The organism is Actinobacillus ureae ATCC 25976, from assembly GCF_000188255.1.
Taxonomy (GTDB): domain Bacteria; phylum Pseudomonadota; class Gammaproteobacteria; order Enterobacterales; family Pasteurellaceae; genus Actinobacillus; species Actinobacillus ureae.
Window position 1 is genome coordinate 1,236,971 of sequence record NZ_GL831080.1, and the last position, 19,399, is coordinate 1,256,369.

Genomic DNA, 19,399 nt, shown 5'->3' on the forward strand with positions numbered 1-19,399 from the left:
CCCCCTTGCGAATCTTTTGAAGGAGATATTTTTGCCCATTTTTCAGAAATTCAGAGTGAAGGTTACCGTTCACTCAAAGTGGGGCAAAAGTACAATTTGAGCTCATTAACGGTGAACGTGGTGCATCAGCGGCCAAAATTAGTTTAGTCGAGTAAACAACAGAATTACCGAAAGTGGTTGAATTTGCAAAAAATCTTGTAAATTCAACCGCTTTTTTATTTTGTTTAGCTTTATGCTAGAATACCTAACAATTTGATAACAATATTAAGGAACATGATGAAACAAATTGAACAACTGTTTACCAATAATCATGCTTGGGCAACTCGGATGAAGGATGAGCAATCGGATTACTTTAAACAGCTTGCCGAACACCAAAAACCGGCTTACCTTTGGATTGGCTGTTCAGACAGCCGTGTTCCCGCAGAAAAATTAACTGGCTTAGGCCCCGGTGAACTCTTCGTTCACCGTAATGTAGCAAACTTAGTTATTCATACCGACCTAAATTGCCTTTCTGTCGTGCAGTATGCGGTCGATGTATTAGATATCGAACATATCATTATTTGCGGCCATACCAATTGCGGCGGTATTAAAGCGGCGATGGGAACCGTTGAAGATTATGGTTTAATTAGCAATTGGCTCTTGCACATCCGTGATCTCTGGTTCAAACACAGTTATTTACTCGGTAATTTGCCGGCGGAACAGCGAGCTAATATGCTTACCCGCTTAAATGTTGCCGAACAAGTTTACAATTTAGGACGCAGCTCGATTGTGACGGCTGCTTGGAATCGAGGTAAGAAACTGTCGATTCACGGCTGGGTATATGATGTCAACGATGGTTTCTTAAATGATCAAGGCGTGATGGCAACGAGCACAGAAACGCTTGAGATTACCTACCGCAATGCGATTGCCAAACTCACCACTGAAGTGGAAGAAATGATTGCTAATAAACAACCTGAACAAGCAGTTTCTCTCGAAAATGCCTACTTTGATTAAATGAGAAAAATAGTGTGACATATTCACACTATTTTTTTGTCCTACCTATTCTGAGTATTTTTACTTTTCTTCACAAAAAAGATTTAATTCTTCTCATTTTATAAAATTTGGTTAAAAATATTATTTAATCAAAAAAAATGCCATTTAATTTTATAAAATTCCAAATATCCAAAAAAAAACGCAGCATATAAAACTAAACAAAGCATCATTAGGACACTTTGCCACCTCTAGACAAATATTTTATTTTTTAGCAAAATCACCGACACATATAAAGCAAACACAATATTTCACTTAAAAAATCGTTGGAGGATTCAATGAAAAAACTTTCTGGTGCAGAAATGGTTGTTCAGTCCTTGAAAGACGAAGGCGTAGAATACGTTTTCGGCTATCCGGGTGGTTCAGTATTAGATATTTATGATGCCATTCATACGCTTGATAATATCAATCATGTACTTGTACGCCATGAACAAGCTGCGGTACATATGGCGGACGGTTACGCTCGCTCAACAGGTAAAGTCGGTTGTGTGTTAGTAACATCCGGCCCTGGTGCAACCAATGCAATTACAGGTATTGCTACCGCTTATGCCGATTCTGTTCCGCTTGTGATCTTAACCGGTCAAGTACCTTCCAGTTTAATCGGTAGCGATGCTTTCCAAGAATGCGATATGCTAGGCATTTCACGTCCTGTAGTTAAGCACAGCTTTATGATCAAAAATCCGGAAGATATTCCTTCAACCATCAAAAAAGCCTTTTATATTGCTTCAACCGGCCGCCTAGGTCCAGTATTGATTGATATCCCGAAAGATATGGTAAATCCTGCAAATAAATTTACCTATGAATATCCGAAAGAGGTTTCGTTACGTTCATATAACCCGACCGTACAAGGTCATAAAGGGCAAATTAAAAAAGCGTTAAAAGCCTTATTAGTCGCCAAAAAACCGGTGTTATATATCGGTGGTGGGGTTATTTCTGCTGAATGTGCAACGCAGCTGACCGATTTTGCCACCAAATTAAACTTACCGGTTACCAGTTCATTAATGGGTTTAGGCGCTTTCCCTGCATCAAACAAACAATTCTTAGGGATGCTCGGTATGCACGGCACTTATGAAGCGAATAATACGATGCACGAGAGTGATTTAATTCTTGGTATTGGTGTACGTTTTGATGACCGTACTACGAATAATCTGGCAAAATATTGCCCAAATGCAAAAGTCATTCATGTTGATATCGATCCGGCTTCTATTTCAAAAACCGTACCGGCTTATATTCCGATCGTAGGTAGTGCGAAAAATGTATTAGAAGAATTCCTCAGTTTGTTGGAAGAAGAAAATCTTGCAAAAAATCAGGCAGATTTGACCGCTTGGTGGCAACAAATTAATGAATGGAAAGCACGCCAATGTTTAAACTTTGAAGAAAGTAATGATGTAATCAAGCCGCAACAAGTGATCCGATTAATTCATCAAATCACCAAAGGTGATGCCTATGTTGCTTCAGATGTTGGTCAACACCAAATGTTGGCCGCTCTTCACTACCCGTTTGAACAACCTCGCCGTTGGATTAATTCAGGTGGTGCCGGCACAATGGGATTCGGCTTACCGGCTGCAATCGGTGTAAAATTTGCCCATCCGGAAGCGACTGTTGTGTGCGTCACCGGTGACGGTTCAATCCAAATGAATATCCAAGAACTTTCAACCGCAAAACAATATGGCACACCGGTTGTGATTGTGAGTTTAAATAACCGCTTCTTAGGTATGGTAAAACAGTGGCAAGACTTGATTTATTCAGGTCGACATTCACAAGTTTATATGAATTCATTACCTGATTTCGCAAAATTAGCTGAAGCTTACGGTCATATCGGTATTACGATTGATCACCCTAGCGAATTGGAAGAAAAACTCACCCAAGCTTTTGCCATCAAAGACAAATTAGTGTTTGTCGATGTAAAAGTAGATGAAACCGAACACGTTTACCCAATGCAAATTCGTGGCGGTGCAATGAATGAGATGATTTTAAGCAAAACGGAGAGAACAGATGCGTAGAACATTATCAGTATTACTCGAAAACGAATCGGGTGCATTATCCCGTGTGGTAGGTCTTTTTTCTCAACGTGGGTTTAATATCGAAAGTTTAACCGTTGCACCGACTGACGATGAAACACTTTCTCGTATGACGATTGTTGCTCAAGGAGACGAAAACGTGCTTGAGCAGATCGAAAAACAATTACATAAACTGATTGATGTGTTCAAGGTATCAAATTTAAGTCCTACCGAACACATTGAACGTGAAGTGTTATTGTTGAAAGTGAGAGCAACAGGTTCAGCTCGTGACGAATTAAAACGTATGGCGGATATTTTCCGAGGACAAATCGTGGATATTACGCCGAAGCTCTACACCATTCAATTATCCGGTACTAGTGAAAAGCTGAATGCCTTTATTGAAGCGGTAAAACAAGAAACGACCGTAGTTGAAATTGTACGCTCAGGCGTTATTAGTCTTTCTCGTGGCGATAAGAACTGTTTATAATTTTTTACAAGGCGAACAAAAGTTCGCCTTTTCTTTTGCTTGTAATACAAGCGGTCAAATTTGTCAAAATTTTTACAAAATTTAACATAAAAAAATAGCTAGCCCTTACGGACTAGCTATTTTGACCTAACGAATTTACTTTTACCCTAATTGCTTTATAACTTCATATGACAATAAAGTTATTTAGCAGTGTTACATTACCCTAAAATGTAACAGGGTCTATTGTAGGTAATAGCCCCGTTAATGTCAATAAGAATTATTCTCAAATAATGTAAATTTTTTATTCGCCGGAAATTTTCATCTTATCTAATAAAATCGAACCGGTTTGAATATTAGAGCGATGCTCAATATCATCAGCAACTGCGACTAAATTTTTATACATTTCTTGTAACTGACCGGCAATGGTAATTTCCGCCACCGGATACTGAATCTCGCCATTTTCAACCCAAAAACCTGCCGCTCCGCGTGAATACTCGCCGGTTACCGCATTAATCGCTGATCCTAAAAATTCAGTCACTAATAAACCGGTTCCCATCTCTTTTAGAAGCGTGTCTAAACCGCCTGTTCGGTTTGGTTTGACTAACCAGTTATGAATACCGCCTGCGTGTCCAGTCGTTTTTAAGCCCATCTTACGTGCCGAATAGCTGGTCATCAGATAAGTTTGCAATACACCATCAGTAATAATTTCTCTATCTTGGGTAATAACCCCTTCACTGTCGAAAGCGGATGAAGCTAATTGGCGTAATAAATGTGGGCGTTCAGAAATTGCAAACCAACTTGGTAAAATTTGTGTACCTAACTTATCTAATAAGAAACTTGATTTACGATATAAGGCTCCACCGCTAATGGCACCGGCCAAATGCCCGACTAAACCGGTTGCTACATCGTTATAGAAAATCACGGGTACTTCACAAGTTTTGATCTTTTGTGGATTTAAGCGATCAACCGCTTTAAACGCGGCTTGGCGACCGACCCATTCCGGCGATTGTAACTTGTCGAACTCACGTGAAATCGTATATTCATAATCACGTTCCAATTGATCTTCATAGGCAGAAATCACACTACAAGAAAGCGAATAGCGACTTGAAAGATAGCTTTGCAACATACCGTGCGTGTTACCATATACGCGCACACCACTATGCGAATTAAAAGTTGCCCCTTCACTATTCACAATTTTCTCATCTGCATTTAAAGCATGGTGTTCCGCTTCTAAGGCCAATTCAACCGCTTGTTCTACCGAAATATCCGCTTGGTGATAAAGCTCTAAATCCGGCGCATCAAATGCCATCATCTCTTTATCAGCTAAACCGGCACATTCATCTTCCGAGGTATATTTGGCAATCGCCAGTGCAGATTCGACTGCACGTTGAATCGATTGTGGTTGTAAATCCGAAGTTGACGCATTTCCCTTACGTTTCCCTACATATACCGAAATGCCGAGCGAACCATCATTATTAAATTCGATATTCTCTGTTTGTTCTAAACGAGTTGAAACCGATAACCCGGCAACTTTTGTTACCCCGACTTCCGCTTCTGCACCTGATTTTTTTGCAAAATTAAGGGCAAATTCAACCGCTTGACGAAGTTCTTGCTCTTGTTTTTGGAGATCTTGTTTTGTTGTTAATGACATGATTTGTTAGCTTAAAATTGATAATTAAAAATGGCTGAGTACGATGCATATATTCTACCTTAAATTTCTGTTAAAATATGGTATTTTTTACGATTGAAGGAATAACAATGGCTAAAAAACGTAGCAAAAATGAAATTGATTGGACGGATGAGGAAGAAGAAATCATCTGGGTGAGTAAAAGCGAAATTAAACGAGATTCAGAACATCTAAAAAAACTCGGAGCAGAATTAATTGAATTAACCCTGCAAAACCTCGAAAAGATCCCACTTGACGAAGATTTAAAAGATGCCATTCGTCAAGCACAAGGTTTTAAACTTGAAGCTCGCCGCCGTCAAATCCAGTTTATCGGTAAATTATTGCGTAATCGTGATCCGGAGCCGATCCAAGAAGCGTTGGATAAAGTAAAAAACCGCCATAACCAACAGCAAGCGTTACTACACAAGCTGGAATTAGTGCGTGATCAACTAGTCAATATGGGCGATGCGTCTTTAAATCATTTACTGAACGAGTATCCGCAATTAGATCGCCAACATTTACGCAACTTGATTCGTGGTGCGCAAAAAGAACGTGAGGCGAATAAACCGGCTAAAAACTATCGTGAGATTTTCCAATATTTAAAAACTGAAATTGCAGAATAATTGACAATTTTGACCGCTTATTTTTTTATTTAATCTAGGAGTGATTATGGAATTTTTTCCTCAATTAGTGTTAGCCCATGTAGGCTTTGCCTATATCAGCTTGATCTTGTTACTAACACGTGGCGTACTCGCGTCAAAAATGGTGGACTGGCGTCAATATAAAATTTTACGTATTACTCCACACCTGATTGATACGCTATTACTTGTTTCAGGTATCATTCTACTCGTGATTTTGCTTTCAAACGGTATCTATGCTCTAAATGAAATGCAATGGCTTATCCCTAAGATTGCGTTTTTAGTGCTTTATATCGTATTCAGTGCTAAAGCATTTAAAAAATCACAACCATTCTCGCTTAAAAACTTTATCTTAGCTGTGGTAAGCTTTATGTTAACCATGTTGGTAGCAACCTTACGCTAATCTTATAAGCGGTCAAAATTTGCAATTTTTTTGCAAAATTCGACCGCTTTTTTAGTTACTTATGAAACAACGAATTATTATTGGTATTAGTGGCGCAAGCGGCTTTCAATACGGCTATAAAGCACTTGAATTACTTAAATCGCTTGATGTGGAAACCCATTTAGTACTCACTAAAGGGGCAGAAATGACTCGCTCATTAGAAACAAATATTGAGCGAGAACAGCTTCTGGATTTAGCTTCACAAGTACATTCTATTCATAATGTCGGCGCTAGTATTGCCAGCGGTTCTTTCAAAACCCTAGGCATGTTAGTCGCCCCTTGTTCTATTCGCACGCTTTCAGCGATTGCGCTCGGCTTTAGCGATAATCTTTTAACTCGAGCGGCAGATGTCGTATTAAAAGAACGTCGTAAATTGGTATTAATGGTACGAGAAACCCCACTTAACTTAGCTCATATTGATAATATGCGACGAGTCACGGAAATGGGCGGCATCATTTTCCCTCCGGTACCCGCTTTCTATCAAAACCCAACTACGATAGATGAGCTGGTAACACACAGTGTTTCTAAAGCATTAGATCTATTTGATTTTAATTTGCCAATGCCTCGCTGGGGCGAAGCGAACAATAAGGAGTAAATATGCTTGTAGGTCCTTATGTCAATGGTGCAGCCGTATTAATCGGTGGACTTATCGGTGCATTCTTAGGTGCAAAATTACCCGAGCGAGTGAAAAGTAACTTACCTCCGCTATTTGGGCTTTGCTCAATGGGCTTGGGCATTATGTTGATTATCGGCGCAAAAAATATGTCTGTCGTGGTATTGGCATTAATTGTTGGAACAATTATCGGCGAGTTAATTTGTTTAGAAAAAGGTATCGGTAGCTTAGCCGGTAAAATGCGAGGTACGGTGGATAAAATTTTCCCACCATCCGGTGTTTCACATCAAGAATTCTTAAATCAATTCGTTGCGATTCTTATTCTATTTTGTGCCAGCGGCATGGGCGTATTCGGCTCAATGAAAGAAGGCATGACCGGAGACCCTTTCGTATTGTTTATTAAAGCGATTTTAGATTTCTTCACTGCCTGCATTTTTGCCGCTACTTTGGGTTATGCGGTTTCAAGCATTGCCGTGCCATTGATTCTCGTGCAAGTCAGCTTAGCATTATTAGTCAGCTTGATTATGCCACTAACCACACCAAATATGTTAGCTGACTTTTCAACTGCCGGCGGTTTTATTATGCTCGCAACCGGCTTACGTATCTGCGGTATCAAACATTTTGCCGTTGCCAATATGCTACCGGCACTGATTTTAGTGATGCCTTTCTCTTATTTTTGGCAAATGTTTGTAGCTTAATAGATGCAATATCCCACTATTCTGGCGGGATATTCTAAAAAAGAATATATGATGCAGAATCTTCCCTCCCATATCAGCCGTTTTATCCACCAAAATCATGTCGTGAGTTTTGCTATCTATGGCGAAAATGACTTTTGGGCGGCAAACTGTTTTTATTCTTTCGATAGCGAACAAGTTCGCTTAATCATTCTTACCGATAAAAACACTCGCCACGGTCTGCTGATGCAAAAAAACTCACATGTTGTAGGCACAATTGCCGCTCAAGTTGAAACGCTTACCGACATTGAAGGTGTTCAATTCTCAGCGCATTGCAACTGTTTAATTGATTCAACAGCTCGCCAAGAGGCTTTAGATTGCTATTATACTCGCCATCCAATCGCCCGCTTAAAACCGAGTGATGTATGGGAAATTCGCTTTGATATGATTAAACATACTGGGAATAAATTGGTTTTCGCAAAGAAAACCATTTGGGAAAGAGAAAAAATCTAGCTTTTCTAAGAAACAAGCGGTTAAATTTCACTAATTTTTTGCAAAAATTTAGCCAAATTTAACCGCTTGTATAATGATGATTAACCACCGGCAAGTTTTACTTTGAAGCCTTTGTGTTCCAAGATTTGTTTCAGTAAGTCTCGGTTATCACCTTGAATCTCAATCAATCCATCTTTTACTGAGCCGCCAACACCACTGCGTTTTTTCAGTTCTGCCGCTAATAATTTGAGTTCAACATCATCCAAATCTAATCCGCTGATCACACTCACGCCTTTACCTTTTCTGCCACTAGTTTGGCGCTGAATGCGCACAATTCCGTCACCTTTCGGACGCTCCGCTTTTACTTTCTCTGGCACAATGCGCCCACTTTCTGTTGAATATACTAATGTCATCAGTAAAAAATCCTAAAAATTTAACCGCTTAAAATAAAAAAGGTGGACATACAGCCCACCTTAGACAATCAATCATCAATTAACGAATAGAAGCATTAATTGATTTTAATACCGCTAATGGGTCTTGAGCTTGGGTAATCGGTCGACCAATCACTAAATAGTCTGAACCAGTATCAATTGCTTGTTTTGGTGCCATTACACGACGCTGATCACCGAAATCCGAACCTTCCGGGCGAATACCCGGTGTGACTAATTTAAAGTCTTTACCACAATGTGTACGAAGCACTTCTACTTCTTGTGAAGAACAAACCACACCGTCTAAACCGGCACGTTGTGCAAGATGCGCTAAACGAATAACTTGTTCCATCGGTGAAGCGTTGATTCCAATTTGTAACAAGTCCAAATCTTCCATACTAGTTAATACTGTTACTGCAATTAATAACGGCGCATCTTTACCATACGGCTCTAAGATTTTTTTCGCTTCTTCCATCATGGTTAAACCACCTGAAGCGTGCAAATCGACCATCCAAACACCTAAATCGGCAGCAGAACGAACCGCACGTGCAACAGTATTCGGAATGTCGTGATATTTTAAATCGAGGAAAACATCAAATTTACGTTCATGTAATTGTTTAACAAAATTTGTTCCTAAGGTGGTAAACATTTCTTTGCCAACTTTTAAACGGCAAAGAGACGGATCGACTTGATCCACAAAGCTTAAGGCTTCATGTTCCGTTTCATAATCTAAGGCAACAATAATTTTATTATCCATATCGGACTCCTCAATTTTCAGTTTATAAATATACTTGCGTGTTTATGTATCAATACTGTGAATCGGTTTAATTTGTTCCCATTGGCGACAAGAAGGACAATACCAACTTAGACGATAACTTTGGTAACCACAGTTTAAGCAGCGATATTGGAAGCCTTTTTTAATACGATCGCCAACCATGTTATGTAAAAGTACCAAACTGTCTTTTGCTTTTCCGACCTCCGCTTCATTAATCTGATAATGGATAAAACGATGAAAGGTCAACATATTAGGATACTGACTCAATTGCTGATAAAGCTTTGAATGTGCCGCTGTGATGCCATCTTTTTGTTCAATAAATTCAGTTAACGCAATATCTACACTACTGTTATGCTTTATCTGATTAGCTCGAATAAGGAATAACTCATAATTAACTAAATCATTAAGCGCAATATAACAAGCCTTAATTTTATTTAACACTTCACTGATATAACTCGGGTCTTGTACCACCAAATGTTCAAAATGCACTAAAGCTTGTTTAAATTGGTATTGTTCTAAATAATAATCGCCTAATAAAATCGACGCTCTCGCACAAAGTGGAGAATATTCCAAGGCTTTTTTCAAAGCATTTAAATGTTCTTCAACATTTTCCGTTTTTATTGTTTGAGCATATTCACAATAATAATGTGCTAATGGTACTTTATCTGTATCCGGCTCAATTTTTAACAGCTTTTCGGAAACATTGATCGCCTTTTTCCATTCTTTAGTTTTCTGATAAATTACCATTAATTGTGTTAACGAATTAACAGCAAACTCAGACTCATCAAGTAATAAAATATAGTAATTTTCAGCACGATCATAAAAACCGGCAGCCATAAAGTCTTTTGCCAATTGCTGTTTAGCAAGTAATTTTTTTTCTATGGAATAATGTGGACTCGCATCAAGCGCTTGGTGAATACGTAAAGCACGATCAACCTCACCACGGGAACGAAATAAATTCCCGAGTGTAAGTTCAGCTTCAAATTGAGATTCGGTAGTGATCTGATTTTCAGATTCTTGTTTTTGGAGCATCGACAGAAAAAGATCAACTGCCTTTTCCTGCTGATTAGATAAAAGAAAATTTAATCCCGTAACATAATCACGGGAAAATTTATTATTGACAGATTCTTGATCCCTTTTTGCACTTCGTTGTCCCATATACCACCCATAAAGGGCGGCAATTGGCAATAAAAGGAACAGTAGTTCAAGCATTACTCAGCCTTTGGCGTAGTGGTCGTTAATTCTGTAATTTGCTGCGCCTGTCTTTTCACTCGGCGATTGAGTGTAATATTTTGTAATTTAAGACGTAAATAAAATACACCTGTAATTAACCAACCTAAAATTAAGCCAAAACCAAATAAAATGGCAACGAGGCTAGATAAACGTAATTCGCTCTGAGCAAGGACATAATTGAAAGTGATCAATTGATCGTTATTTGCACCAATGGTCACCGCAACCATAATTACCGCTAAGGTAATTAAAATACCTAAAATATATTTCATCGTCTCTTTCCTCTATTTAGATAGGTAAAACAAATAGTTATGATACAACTATTTATGCTAAATCAACACGCTCTTTTAAATCTTTTCCAGCTTTAAAATGAGGAACGTATTTCGCATCTAATTTAACACTTTCACCTGTTTTAGGATTACGACCTAGACGAGGCTGGCGATAATGTAAAGAAAAACTACCAAATCCTCTTACTTCAACTCGTTCACCCTGTTCTAAAGACAACATAATTTGCTCTAAAAGCTCTTTTACGCCATCTTCTACAGATTTTACTTGTAATGTCGGATTAAGTGATACTAAATTGTCAATAAGTTCTGATTTAGTCATAGTTTCTCCTGATTATTTAAATCAAAGCGGATATGCTTTCACATACCCGCTTTCAATTAGAAAGACGCTAATTATTCGCCTTTAGCTGCTTGGAAAGCTGCTGCCATTGCGTTTGGCATCTCAACTTCTTGTTGTTTGTTCACTTGAGCGATTGCTGCTGATTCTTCAGCTTCATCTTTCGCACGAACAGATAAGTTAACAACGCGAGATTTACGATCAACGCCAGTGTATTTCGCTTTGATTGAATCACCAGCAGAAATTACTGTAGTGATATCTTCAACGCGATCACGAGTTGCTTCGTTAGCACGGATGAACGCTTCCACGCCACCTGCTAACTCAACTTTAACACCTTTAGCATCAATTTCTACAACTTTACCAGTCACGATAGCACCTTTTTTAGTGCTGTCTACGAAGTTTGTGAACGGATCTGATTCTAATTGTTTGATACCTAAAGAAATACGCTCTTTCACTGCATCAACTTGTAATACAACTGCTTCTACTTCGTCACCTTTTTTGTAGCTACGAACAGCTTCTTCACCTGAAACATTCCAAGAAATATCAGATAAGTGAACTAAACCGTCGATACCACCTTCAAGACCGATGAAGATACCGAAATCAGTGATAGATTTGATTTTACCTGTCACTTTATCGTTTTTGTTGTGAGTTGCTGCGAAGTGTTCCCAAGGGTTTGCTTTACATTGTTTTAAACCTAATGAGATACGACGACGTTCTTCATCAACTTCAAGTACCATTACTTCAACTACATCACCTACGCTAACAACTTTAGATGGGTGGATGTTTTTGTTTGTCCAATCCATTTCTGAAACGTGAACTAAACCTTCAACACCGTCTAAAATTTCAACGAAACAACCGTAGTCTGTTAAGTTAGTTACTTTACCAGTTAATTTGCTGTTTACTGGGTGATTTTGAGCGATTGCTGCCCATGGATCTTGACCTAATTGTTTTAAGCCTAATGATACACGAGTACGGTCTTTGTCAAATTTTAATACTTTAACAGTTACTTCATCACCTACATTAACAACTTCGCTTGGGTGTTTAACACGTTTCCAAGCCATATCGGTGATGTGTAATAAACCGTCAACGCCACCTAAATCAACGAATGCACCGTAGTCAGTTAAGTTTTTAACTGTACCTTTAACTACAGAACCTTCAACTAAGTTCGCTAATACTTCATCACGATCTTGGTTGCTTTCTGATTCGATTACTGCACGACGAGAAACAACTACGTTGTTACGTTTTTGGTCAAGTTTGATTACTTTGAATTCTAACTCTTTACCTTCTAAGTTTAAAGAATCACGAACTGGGCGAGTATCAACTAATGAACCTGGCAAGAATGCGCGAACACCGTTTAACTCAACAGTGAAACCGCCTTTCACTTTACCGTTAACAAAACCGATAACTGTAGCTTGTTCTTCAAATGCTTTCTCTAAAGCAATCCAAGCTTCGTTACGTTTTGCATCACCACGAGAAACTACTGTTTCACCGAAGCCATCTTCAACTGCTTTAAGAACCACGTCTACTTGGTCGCCAACTTGAACTTCAAGTTCGCCTTGAGCATTTGTGAATTCTTCAGCTGGGATTGATGATTCAGATTTGAAACCTGTATCAACGATTACATAGCCTTTTTGGATAGCTACTACAGTACCTTTAACTACAGAACCTAAACGAGCTTCTGTTGCTAGGAATTCTTCAAGTAGTTGAGCAAAATTTTCTGACATAATTTTCTTCTTAAATAAAAATGAACATCCATCCAACATCCTGTTAAACGGGGTTAGTAATAATCACCAAACACATCCTATGTTTAGCAAAATAAACATTAAATTGTTCTGAATTTAGCAATATGCTCTAATGCTTGAGCAATTACCTCTTCAATCGACAGGGTTGTCGAATCTAACAATAACGCATCTTTAGCCGGAACTAAAGGCGCAACAGGGCGATTTCTATCGCGAAAGTCTCGTTCTTTAATCTCGGCTAAAATCTCTTCAAAGTTAGCATTAAATCCCTTTTCTTGCAACTGTTTTACACGTCTTTTTGTGCGTTCTTCAGCACTTGCATCAAGAAATAATTTAACTTGTGCTTCAGGGAAGACAACAGTTCCCATGTCTCGTCCATCTGCAATTAAACCTTTCGGAGAACTGAAATCACGCTGGCGTTGTAATAATGCTTCTCTTACTTTAGGGAACACTGCCACTTTCGAAGCATTTTGTCCAGCTTCAGCAGTACGAATTTGATCACCGACATTCTCATTGTCTAATATAACTTTGATCTCGCCATTTTCAGGAATAAACTTCACATTGAGGTGACGACCTACTTCAGCGATACGTTCTTCATCATCTAATGCAACACCCGCTTTTAATGCTGCTAATGCGGTAATGCGATAAATTGCGCCTGAATCTAAAAAATCAAACCCCAATTTATCTGCTAATGCATGACATAATGTACCTTTGCCAGCACCACTAGGGCCATCAACAGTAATAATAAAATTGCTCATTCTTTGTTCCTACCTAAAGTGACAAAAGCATTATAATTCTGGGAATTCGCCGATAATTACATTTACTTCCATAACCTGTCCGCTACGTAAAACTTGTACTTTAACTTGCGTACCCGGCTTTATATTGGCAAGTAAATCTATCATTTGGGTTGGCGATTCTGCATCTACATCACCCACTTTCAAGATACGATCATTCTCTTCAATCCCCGCTTGTGCTGCTGGACCATTTTCCGCAACACCGGTAATTAACACCCCTTTAGTCTTTTCCTGACTAGCAGCAGAATAAAGCGAACTATTTACACCAAAGTAACCTCGAATAACCCGACCATCTTTGATAATTTTATCCATAATTTGCTTTGCCAAATTAATGGGGATAGCAAAATTTAATCCTTCCGCTAATTCATCACTGGTTTTTCCTAGACTTAAGGTATTGATTCCAACTAATTCACCGGCTGAATTTATCAATGCACCACCTGAATTACCTCGATTTACCGAAGCATCCGTTTGAATAAAGTTCTGGCGTCCACCATCAGTTAACGCATTACGCCCTGTCGCACTAATAATGCCCTGTGTAATACTCTGACCTAAGTTAAATGGATTACCTATTGCAAATACTATATCACCAATACGAATTGGACGTTCATCATTCTGAGGGATCGTCGGCAAATTTTCTGCCTTAATTTTCAATACGGCTAAATCGGTAAGTGTATCATCGCCAACCAATGTTGCATCTGAAATTTTCCCCGTTTGTAATGCAACTATAATCTGTGCGGCATTTTGGATAACGTGCTTATTCGTTAAGATATAGCCATCCGCAGTCATAATTACACCAGACCCAAGATTTTTAACTTCAAAAGTATCCCCATTTTGGCTTGGAGAACGGTTGTAAACATTTACTACCGCTGGAGAAGCCAATTTCACCGCATCATGATAACTGGCGATAGCAATATTCGATTGCCCTACAGCATGAATCTTATTATTGACTAAAGGAGCGATATAGAGAATTAAAAACGCACAAAAAAGTCCGAAACCCACCGCCTGTATTGCTTTTTTCTTCATTCTCAATCCTTTAATTTTCCTAACATAATGAGCTTGACATTATATAAGAATTTTTTTCTTTAGAACAGGTCATTCCTTATCTTTATCCGACATTATCTTCCTTCTGTATAAAGATAAGTCTAATTATATTTGCTAGTTTTGTGTACTTTTAATTGTTTATTCCTAAAAAAATCGTTATAATGGTGCGCCCTCCCAAGAGGTCTGATCAGTTATTAAACCATAATAAATTTAATGTTGTTCTTTTTTTGGGGAGTATATGACAATTCTCCTTGGTCTTACTTAACAATATATAAAAAATAACAAATGTATCGGAGCTGTAATGCGAACATTTATAACGACTTTATTAACGATGGGCTGTGCGGCAATTAGCTATGTGGCAGAAGGATGAAGTTCCATTACTTTCGGCTGGGCTGCATTTACTTTAGGTTTATTGAGCATTTTATTTGCACTTACTCGCAAAGGTGAGAAATTAGTTGAGGAAGTGGAAGATAATCAACCAATTTAGAAAATTGTGATATACCTATATACAAAAATAGCCTGTGATAAGCAGGCTATTTTTTTAGGGTATAAAAAACCTAATCTTCCGATTAGGTTTCTAATTTTGGTGCTCTGGGCGAGACTCGAACTCGCACATCCTATGGACACTACCCCCTCAAGATAGCGTGTCTACCAATTCCACCACCAGAGCTTTAATTCTGTTCCCAAAACTATTGAGGAATATCGTTATTTTGGGTTTCTACTTTTGCAGGCTGTTCAACCTTTTGTTGTACACCGCTTAAATCTTCGAATTGACTTTTTGGTGCTACTTGGTGTGAATTCAAATAACCAATAAGTAAGCTAATACCAAAAAAGATAACTGCTAAAATCGCTGTCGTTCTTGATAAGAAGTTTGCTGAACCTGCTGAACCGAAAACAGTTCCGGCAGCACCTGCTCCAAAAGAAGCACCGGCATCAGCACCTTTACCTTGCTGCATTAAAATAAAACCGATTAATGCAATTGCAACAACGAGATAAATAATTGTTAGTACGTTTAACATTTAAACTCTCTATTTTTCCGCGATAAATTTCAGATTTTTAAATTAAAATCAACTTGCGATGGCGAGCATAATATAGATTTAACCTGCCGCTTGCAAGTAATTTTTTTATTCCAACTATACATTTGCCTTATTTTTCAGCAGTTTGTAAATTTTTCTTAAAATTTGACCGCTTACGATAAGAGGCTGGCGGTTGGATTCGACTTAAATTTTGCAATTTCTGTCTTTCCGTATGTAACAATTCAGGAAGCTTGCCGGTTAACGTTGCCATAAATTGCTGATAACTCGCTTGCTTTTTACTGATGTCGGTCAATTGCATTTCCCAATGTGCTGTCATATCCGGCTGAGTTGCTTCATCCGGCAACGCACTAATTAAAATTCGACCTGCTTCCGTGCTATGGATATTACGTCCTTTTTTGACTAAAAACCCTCGTTTGAACAGTAATTCGATGATCCCAGCACGGGTAGCTTCCGTTCCTAAACCGTCCGTTTCACGTAATACCTTTTTAAGCTGTTTATCTTGCACAAAACGCGTAATACCGGTCATCGCCGATAATAAACTTGCATCGGTAAAATGACGAGGCGGCTGAGTTTTCTTACTGACAATCTCGCCCTTTTCACAATGTAACTGCTGTCCTTTCTTCACAATCGGTAACAATGGTTCTAACACTTCATCACTGTCTTCTTTACCTAGTAATGCTTTCCAACCGGCGACAATCAAGTTTCGGGCTTGTGCATTAAAAACACCACCGGCGATATCCAATACAATTTTACCTTTACGATATTCCGCATCCGGACAAAATTGCATTAAGTATTGACGGGCAATCAGTTGATAAATACACTTTTCGTTTTCTGTTAGTTGTACCGAGCCTTGACGAGCTGTCGGGATAATTGCGTGGTGCGCTTCAACCTTTTTATCATTCCAACAACGGTTACGGATTTCCGGATTAACCACTTCAGGCTTTTCTTTATATTCGTCTAAGTGATGAGCGATTGCCGCCATTACCTTAAAACGGTCGGCATAATGCTCATTCGGTAAATAACGGTTATCCGAACGAGGATAAGTAATCAACTTATGTGTTTCATACAACTTCTGACAAATATCCAACACCGCCTGTGCCGACAGCCCATAACGACGTGCCGCATCAATTTGTAACACCGATAATGAATAAGGTAATGGAGCGGTTTCGGTTTCAATTTTATCCTGATAGTCCGTTACCAATGCAGCTTGGTCGGTAATGCGTTTAACCACATTTTCCGCCAAACTTTTGGATAACACACGACCGTCTTCATCTTGGTAATCTTCGCAAGCCTTACTCGGTTGCCATTGCGCGGTAAAACGTTCTTGGGTTTCCGGTACAACGATATGGGCTAATACTTCAAAATAGTCTTTAGGGACAAAATGTTCAATTTCCAAATCTCGGCGCACAATCAAACCCAATACTGGAGTTTGTACCCGCCCGACCGATAATACGCCCTGATAGCCTGCCCAACGCCCTTGTAAAGTATAAGCGCGCGTCATATTAATGCCGTATAGCCAATCCGCTCTTGCACGTGCTAATGCAGAGGTTGCAAGCGGTATAAAATCACGATTATTTTGCAATTTATCAATCGCTTTTTTTACTGCACTCGGATTGAGATCACTGACTAAACAACGTTGAATCTGGTTACGTTTTTCTGCCGGTACATTTAGATAGCTGAACACTTCATCAACGAGCAGCTGCCCTTCTCTGTCCGGGTCACCGGCGTTTACCAATACATCTGCTTTTTTTACCAATTTTTCGACTGCTTGTAGCTGCTTCAATGTTTCTTTTTTGGGCACTAATTTCCATTGTTGCGGAATAATCGGCAAATGTTCCATACGCCACATTTTAAAACGCTCATCATAAGCGTCCGGCTCAGCCTGTTCTAACAAATGGCCGATACACCAAGTTACCACATCATGTTCACCACATTGAATATAACCATCACCACGGGTATGCGGCTTAGGCAAGACGTCTGCGATTGCCCTTGCTAAACTTGGTTTTTCCGCTAAAAATACTCTCAAAGTTCTTTTCTCTAACATCATTCTGCTTTTATTGGGCAAAATTGTCTGATTTTTCTTTTTAAAAAGCAATAGGTTGGACAAGATCTGTATCTGGCCCCCTTGTTCTCAAATTGCCATATTTCCTCAGTAAACTTCACGCCGAATTATATAGCAACCTTAAGGAGTTTTTTTATGAAGCTATCAAAAATCGCTTTTATTTTTATTGCAGCAAGTACTTTCCAGCAAAGTGCAATCGCACAAGCGGAACAAGCACAACCTAAATCTGCAAAGAATGTGATTTTATTGATCAGTGACGGTGCCGGTATTAATACTTGGAAAGCGGCAAGCTATTTCCGCCATGGAGCATTAGGTAAAGAAGTTTACGATAAATTTGATGTAAAATTATTTACTTCAACCTATCCGCTTAACACTTCAACCAAGCCTACCCATTCACTTAAAAACTCTGTTAAATTCGATCCGAAAAGTCTTTGGAATAAAGATAAATCCGCTTATCAGCACAAAGGTAATCTCACTAACTACACCAGCTATTTCAGTGGGTATGAATATGCTCAAACCGATTTTACCGATAGTGCTGCCGCAGCGACTGCACTCGCTAGCGGACAAAAAACCTATAATAATGCAATTAACTGGTCGAACAATGATACTCGTATAAAAAATATTGGTGAATACGTGGTGGAATCAGGTCGTTCTCTTGGGGTAATCAGCTCGGTACAATGGAGCCACGCGACACCGGCAGGATTCTTATCGCATAATGTAAACCGCAATAATTACGCTGAGATCGCTCAAGAAGCGGTTAAATCCGGACGAGCATCCGTCATTATGGGTGCCGGTCACCCTTATTTCGATCAAAATGGTAAAGCTATTCAACCTAAATCTGAAAAAGACTTCCGCTTTGTTGGCGGTAAAGAAACTTGGGAAAATTTAGTCGCCGGCAGAACCGATTACAAATTGATTGACAGCAAAGCCGATTTTGCTGCACTTGCTGAAGGTAAATTAGATTTTAACGGTAAACAAAAAATTCTCGGCACAGTACCGAATAATGCTACATTACAATTTAATCGAAGACGGGGTCACTGCGGGAAATTTACTTGAAAATCAACCGGACTTAGCCACGATGACTCTTGGTGCATTAAATGTGGTCAGTAAGAATGATAAAGGCTTCTTCTTAATGGTGGAAGGTGGTGCGGTGGACTAGGCGGCACACGCTAATAATCTACCTCGTTTAGTCGAAGAGCAAATCAGTTTTAACCTTGCTGTCGAAGCAGCTGTTAAGTGGGTTGAGAACAATAGTTCTTGGGATGAGACGTTATTAATTGTAACCACCGACCATGGTAACGGCTTCTTACAAGGTCCCGACTCAAATGACAAATTCTACTCTGAAATCATTAATCAAGGTGCAGGCGCACTACCGCTGGTACGTTGGTATTCAGATAATCACACGAGAGAATTAGTACCGGTATTTGCTAAAGGTTTTGGTGCGAAACACTTCTTGGACATTGCAAAACCAGAGGCTGGTTTAGGCACTTACTATAAAGCTGCGCCGGAAAGCCAATTCTTTGTCGATAACACGGATATTTTCCGTACCATGCTCAAAGCTTTTGCGATTAAAGCGGAATAATCGTTAAAAGCGATAGCTAGAAAAAACGCACCTTAGCATTTTAAGGTGCGTTTTTTATTGGGGCTGTAGT

General features: G+C 39.1%; 22 protein-coding genes, 1 tRNA gene and 1 pseudogene. 12 read left to right on the forward strand and 12 right to left on the reverse strand.

What is annotated here, in order from left to right; genetic code table 11:
• The 4 genes and pseudogenes from HMPREF0027_RS12570 to ilvN all read left to right on the forward strand — a co-directional run.
• Window positions 1-155: pseudogene (locus HMPREF0027_RS12570) on the forward strand (cold shock domain-containing protein); the annotation flags it as partial.
• Between the two features lie 121 nt (window positions 156-276).
• Window positions 277-993 (forward strand): carbonate dehydratase, encoded by a 717-nt coding sequence (gene can / locus HMPREF0027_RS05810; protein ID WP_044024315.1) that lies wholly within the window; start codon window positions 277-279, stop codon window positions 991-993.
• 314 nt (window positions 994-1,307) lie between these two features.
• Window positions 1,308-3,032 (forward strand): acetolactate synthase 3 large subunit, encoded by a 1,725-nt coding sequence (locus HMPREF0027_RS05815; RefSeq protein ID WP_005622979.1) that lies wholly within the window; start codon window positions 1,308-1,310, stop codon window positions 3,030-3,032.
• Window positions 3,025-3,516 (forward strand): acetolactate synthase small subunit, encoded by a 492-nt coding sequence (gene ilvN / locus HMPREF0027_RS05820; protein WP_005622980.1) that lies wholly within the window; start codon window positions 3,025-3,027, stop codon window positions 3,514-3,516. The genes HMPREF0027_RS05815 and ilvN overlap by 8 nt, the downstream gene beginning before the upstream one ends.
• 280 nt (window positions 3,517-3,796) lie before the next feature.
• Here the strand turns inward: ilvN and pmbA are convergent, their stop codons facing one another.
• The gene (gene pmbA, locus HMPREF0027_RS05825; protein ID WP_005622981.1) at window positions 3,797-5,146 is read right to left on the reverse strand and encodes a metalloprotease PmbA; all 1,350 of its coding nucleotides are present in this window, start codon (window positions 5,144-5,146) and stop codon (window positions 3,797-3,799) included.
• A 107-nt stretch (window positions 5,147-5,253) separates the two neighbouring features.
• Between pmbA and yjgA the strand changes: the two genes are divergently transcribed.
• The 5 genes from yjgA (at window position 5,254) to HMPREF0027_RS05850 (ending at window position 8,041) form a co-directional block, all read left to right on the forward strand.
• Window positions 5,254-5,784: a ribosome biogenesis factor YjgA gene (gene yjgA / locus HMPREF0027_RS05830; protein WP_044024316.1), complete on the forward strand. Its 531-nt coding sequence runs from the start codon at window positions 5,254-5,256 to the stop codon at window positions 5,782-5,784.
• Between the two features lie 46 nt (window positions 5,785-5,830).
• Entirely contained in the window at window positions 5,831-6,202 is a 372-nt protein-coding gene (locus tag HMPREF0027_RS05835) for a SirB2 family protein (RefSeq protein ID WP_005622983.1), read from the forward strand.
• Window positions 6,203-6,263: 61 nt separating this feature from the next.
• Window positions 6,264-6,836, forward strand: coding sequence for a UbiX family flavin prenyltransferase (locus tag HMPREF0027_RS05840; protein WP_005622984.1), 573 nt, complete (start codon window positions 6,264-6,266; stop codon window positions 6,834-6,836).
• 2 nt (window positions 6,837-6,838) lie between these two features.
• The gene (locus HMPREF0027_RS05845) at window positions 6,839-7,552 is read left to right on the forward strand and encodes a DUF554 domain-containing protein (protein WP_005622985.1); all 714 of its coding nucleotides are present in this window, start codon (window positions 6,839-6,841) and stop codon (window positions 7,550-7,552) included.
• Between the two features lie 48 nt (window positions 7,553-7,600).
• Complete coding sequence (locus tag HMPREF0027_RS05850) at window positions 7,601-8,041, forward strand: PNPOx family protein (protein ID WP_044024318.1); 441 nt, start codon at window positions 7,601-7,603, stop codon at window positions 8,039-8,041.
• An 80-nt stretch (window positions 8,042-8,121) separates the two neighbouring features.
• Here HMPREF0027_RS05850 and yciH read toward each other — a convergent pair whose 3' ends face one another.
• The 11 genes from yciH to HMPREF0027_RS05905 all read right to left on the reverse strand — a co-directional run bounded on the left by yciH (window position 8,122) and on the right by HMPREF0027_RS05905 (window position 17,711).
• Entirely contained in the window at window positions 8,122-8,433 is a 312-nt protein-coding gene (gene yciH / locus HMPREF0027_RS05855; protein WP_005622987.1) for a stress response translation initiation inhibitor YciH, read from the reverse strand.
• Window positions 8,434-8,512: 79 nt separating this feature from the next.
• On the reverse strand, window positions 8,513-9,205 hold the full coding sequence (gene pyrF, locus HMPREF0027_RS05860) for an orotidine-5'-phosphate decarboxylase (RefSeq protein WP_005622988.1): 693 nt from the start codon (window positions 9,203-9,205) through the stop codon (window positions 8,513-8,515).
• 42 nt (window positions 9,206-9,247) lie between these two features.
• Window positions 9,248-10,435, reverse strand: a complete 1,188-nt coding sequence (lapB, locus tag HMPREF0027_RS05865; protein WP_005622989.1) for a lipopolysaccharide assembly protein LapB — start codon at window positions 10,433-10,435, stop codon at window positions 9,248-9,250.
• Window positions 10,435-10,725, reverse strand: a complete 291-nt coding sequence (locus HMPREF0027_RS05870) for a LapA family protein (protein ID WP_005622990.1) — start codon at window positions 10,723-10,725, stop codon at window positions 10,435-10,437. The genes lapB and HMPREF0027_RS05870 overlap by 1 nt, the downstream gene beginning before the upstream one ends.
• A 52-nt stretch (window positions 10,726-10,777) precedes the next feature.
• Window positions 10,778-11,059, reverse strand: coding sequence for an integration host factor subunit beta (locus tag HMPREF0027_RS05875; RefSeq protein WP_005622991.1), 282 nt, complete (start codon window positions 11,057-11,059; stop codon window positions 10,778-10,780).
• Between the two features lie 71 nt (window positions 11,060-11,130).
• Window positions 11,131-12,798: a 30S ribosomal protein S1 gene (gene rpsA / locus HMPREF0027_RS05880; protein WP_044024321.1), complete on the reverse strand. Its 1,668-nt coding sequence runs from the start codon at window positions 12,796-12,798 to the stop codon at window positions 11,131-11,133.
• A 98-nt stretch (window positions 12,799-12,896) separates the two neighbouring features.
• Window positions 12,897-13,571, reverse strand: coding sequence for a (d)CMP kinase (cmk, locus tag HMPREF0027_RS05885; protein WP_005622993.1), 675 nt, complete (start codon window positions 13,569-13,571; stop codon window positions 12,897-12,899).
• A 30-nt stretch (window positions 13,572-13,601) separates the two neighbouring features.
• On the reverse strand, window positions 13,602-14,630 hold the full coding sequence (gene degS / locus HMPREF0027_RS05890) for an outer membrane-stress sensor serine endopeptidase DegS (RefSeq protein WP_005622994.1): 1,029 nt from the start codon (window positions 14,628-14,630) through the stop codon (window positions 13,602-13,604).
• A gap of 602 nt (window positions 14,631-15,232) precedes the next feature.
• Window positions 15,233-15,318 (reverse strand) — tRNA-Leu (locus HMPREF0027_RS05895).
• A 19-nt stretch (window positions 15,319-15,337) separates the two neighbouring features.
• Window positions 15,338-15,667: a preprotein translocase subunit SecG gene (gene secG / locus HMPREF0027_RS05900; RefSeq protein ID WP_005622995.1), complete on the reverse strand. Its 330-nt coding sequence runs from the start codon at window positions 15,665-15,667 to the stop codon at window positions 15,338-15,340.
• 127 nt (window positions 15,668-15,794) lie between these two features.
• Complete coding sequence (locus HMPREF0027_RS05905; protein WP_044024448.1) at window positions 15,795-17,711, reverse strand: DNA topoisomerase III; 1,917 nt, start codon at window positions 17,709-17,711, stop codon at window positions 15,795-15,797.
• 171 nt (window positions 17,712-17,882) lie between these two features.
• On the opposite strand from HMPREF0027_RS05905, the gene HMPREF0027_RS13140 reads away from it, so the two are divergent.
• The 3 genes from HMPREF0027_RS13140 (at window position 17,883) to HMPREF0027_RS13150 (ending at window position 19,329) form a co-directional block, all read left to right on the forward strand.
• The gene (locus HMPREF0027_RS13140; protein WP_005622997.1) at window positions 17,883-18,803 is read left to right on the forward strand and encodes an alkaline phosphatase; all 921 of its coding nucleotides are present in this window, start codon (window positions 17,883-17,885) and stop codon (window positions 18,801-18,803) included.
• Window positions 18,751-18,906, forward strand: a complete 156-nt coding sequence (locus tag HMPREF0027_RS13145) for an alkaline phosphatase (protein WP_244261843.1) — start codon at window positions 18,751-18,753, stop codon at window positions 18,904-18,906. Before HMPREF0027_RS13140 ends, HMPREF0027_RS13145 begins: the two co-directional genes overlap by 53 nt.
• 294 nt (window positions 18,907-19,200) lie before the next feature.
• Window positions 19,201-19,329 carry a hypothetical protein gene (locus HMPREF0027_RS13150; protein WP_005622998.1) on the forward strand — a complete coding sequence of 43 codons (129 nt, stop codon included), beginning with the start codon at window positions 19,201-19,203 and terminating at the stop codon, window positions 19,327-19,329.
• The last annotated feature ends 70 nt before the right edge of the window (window positions 19,330-19,399 follow it).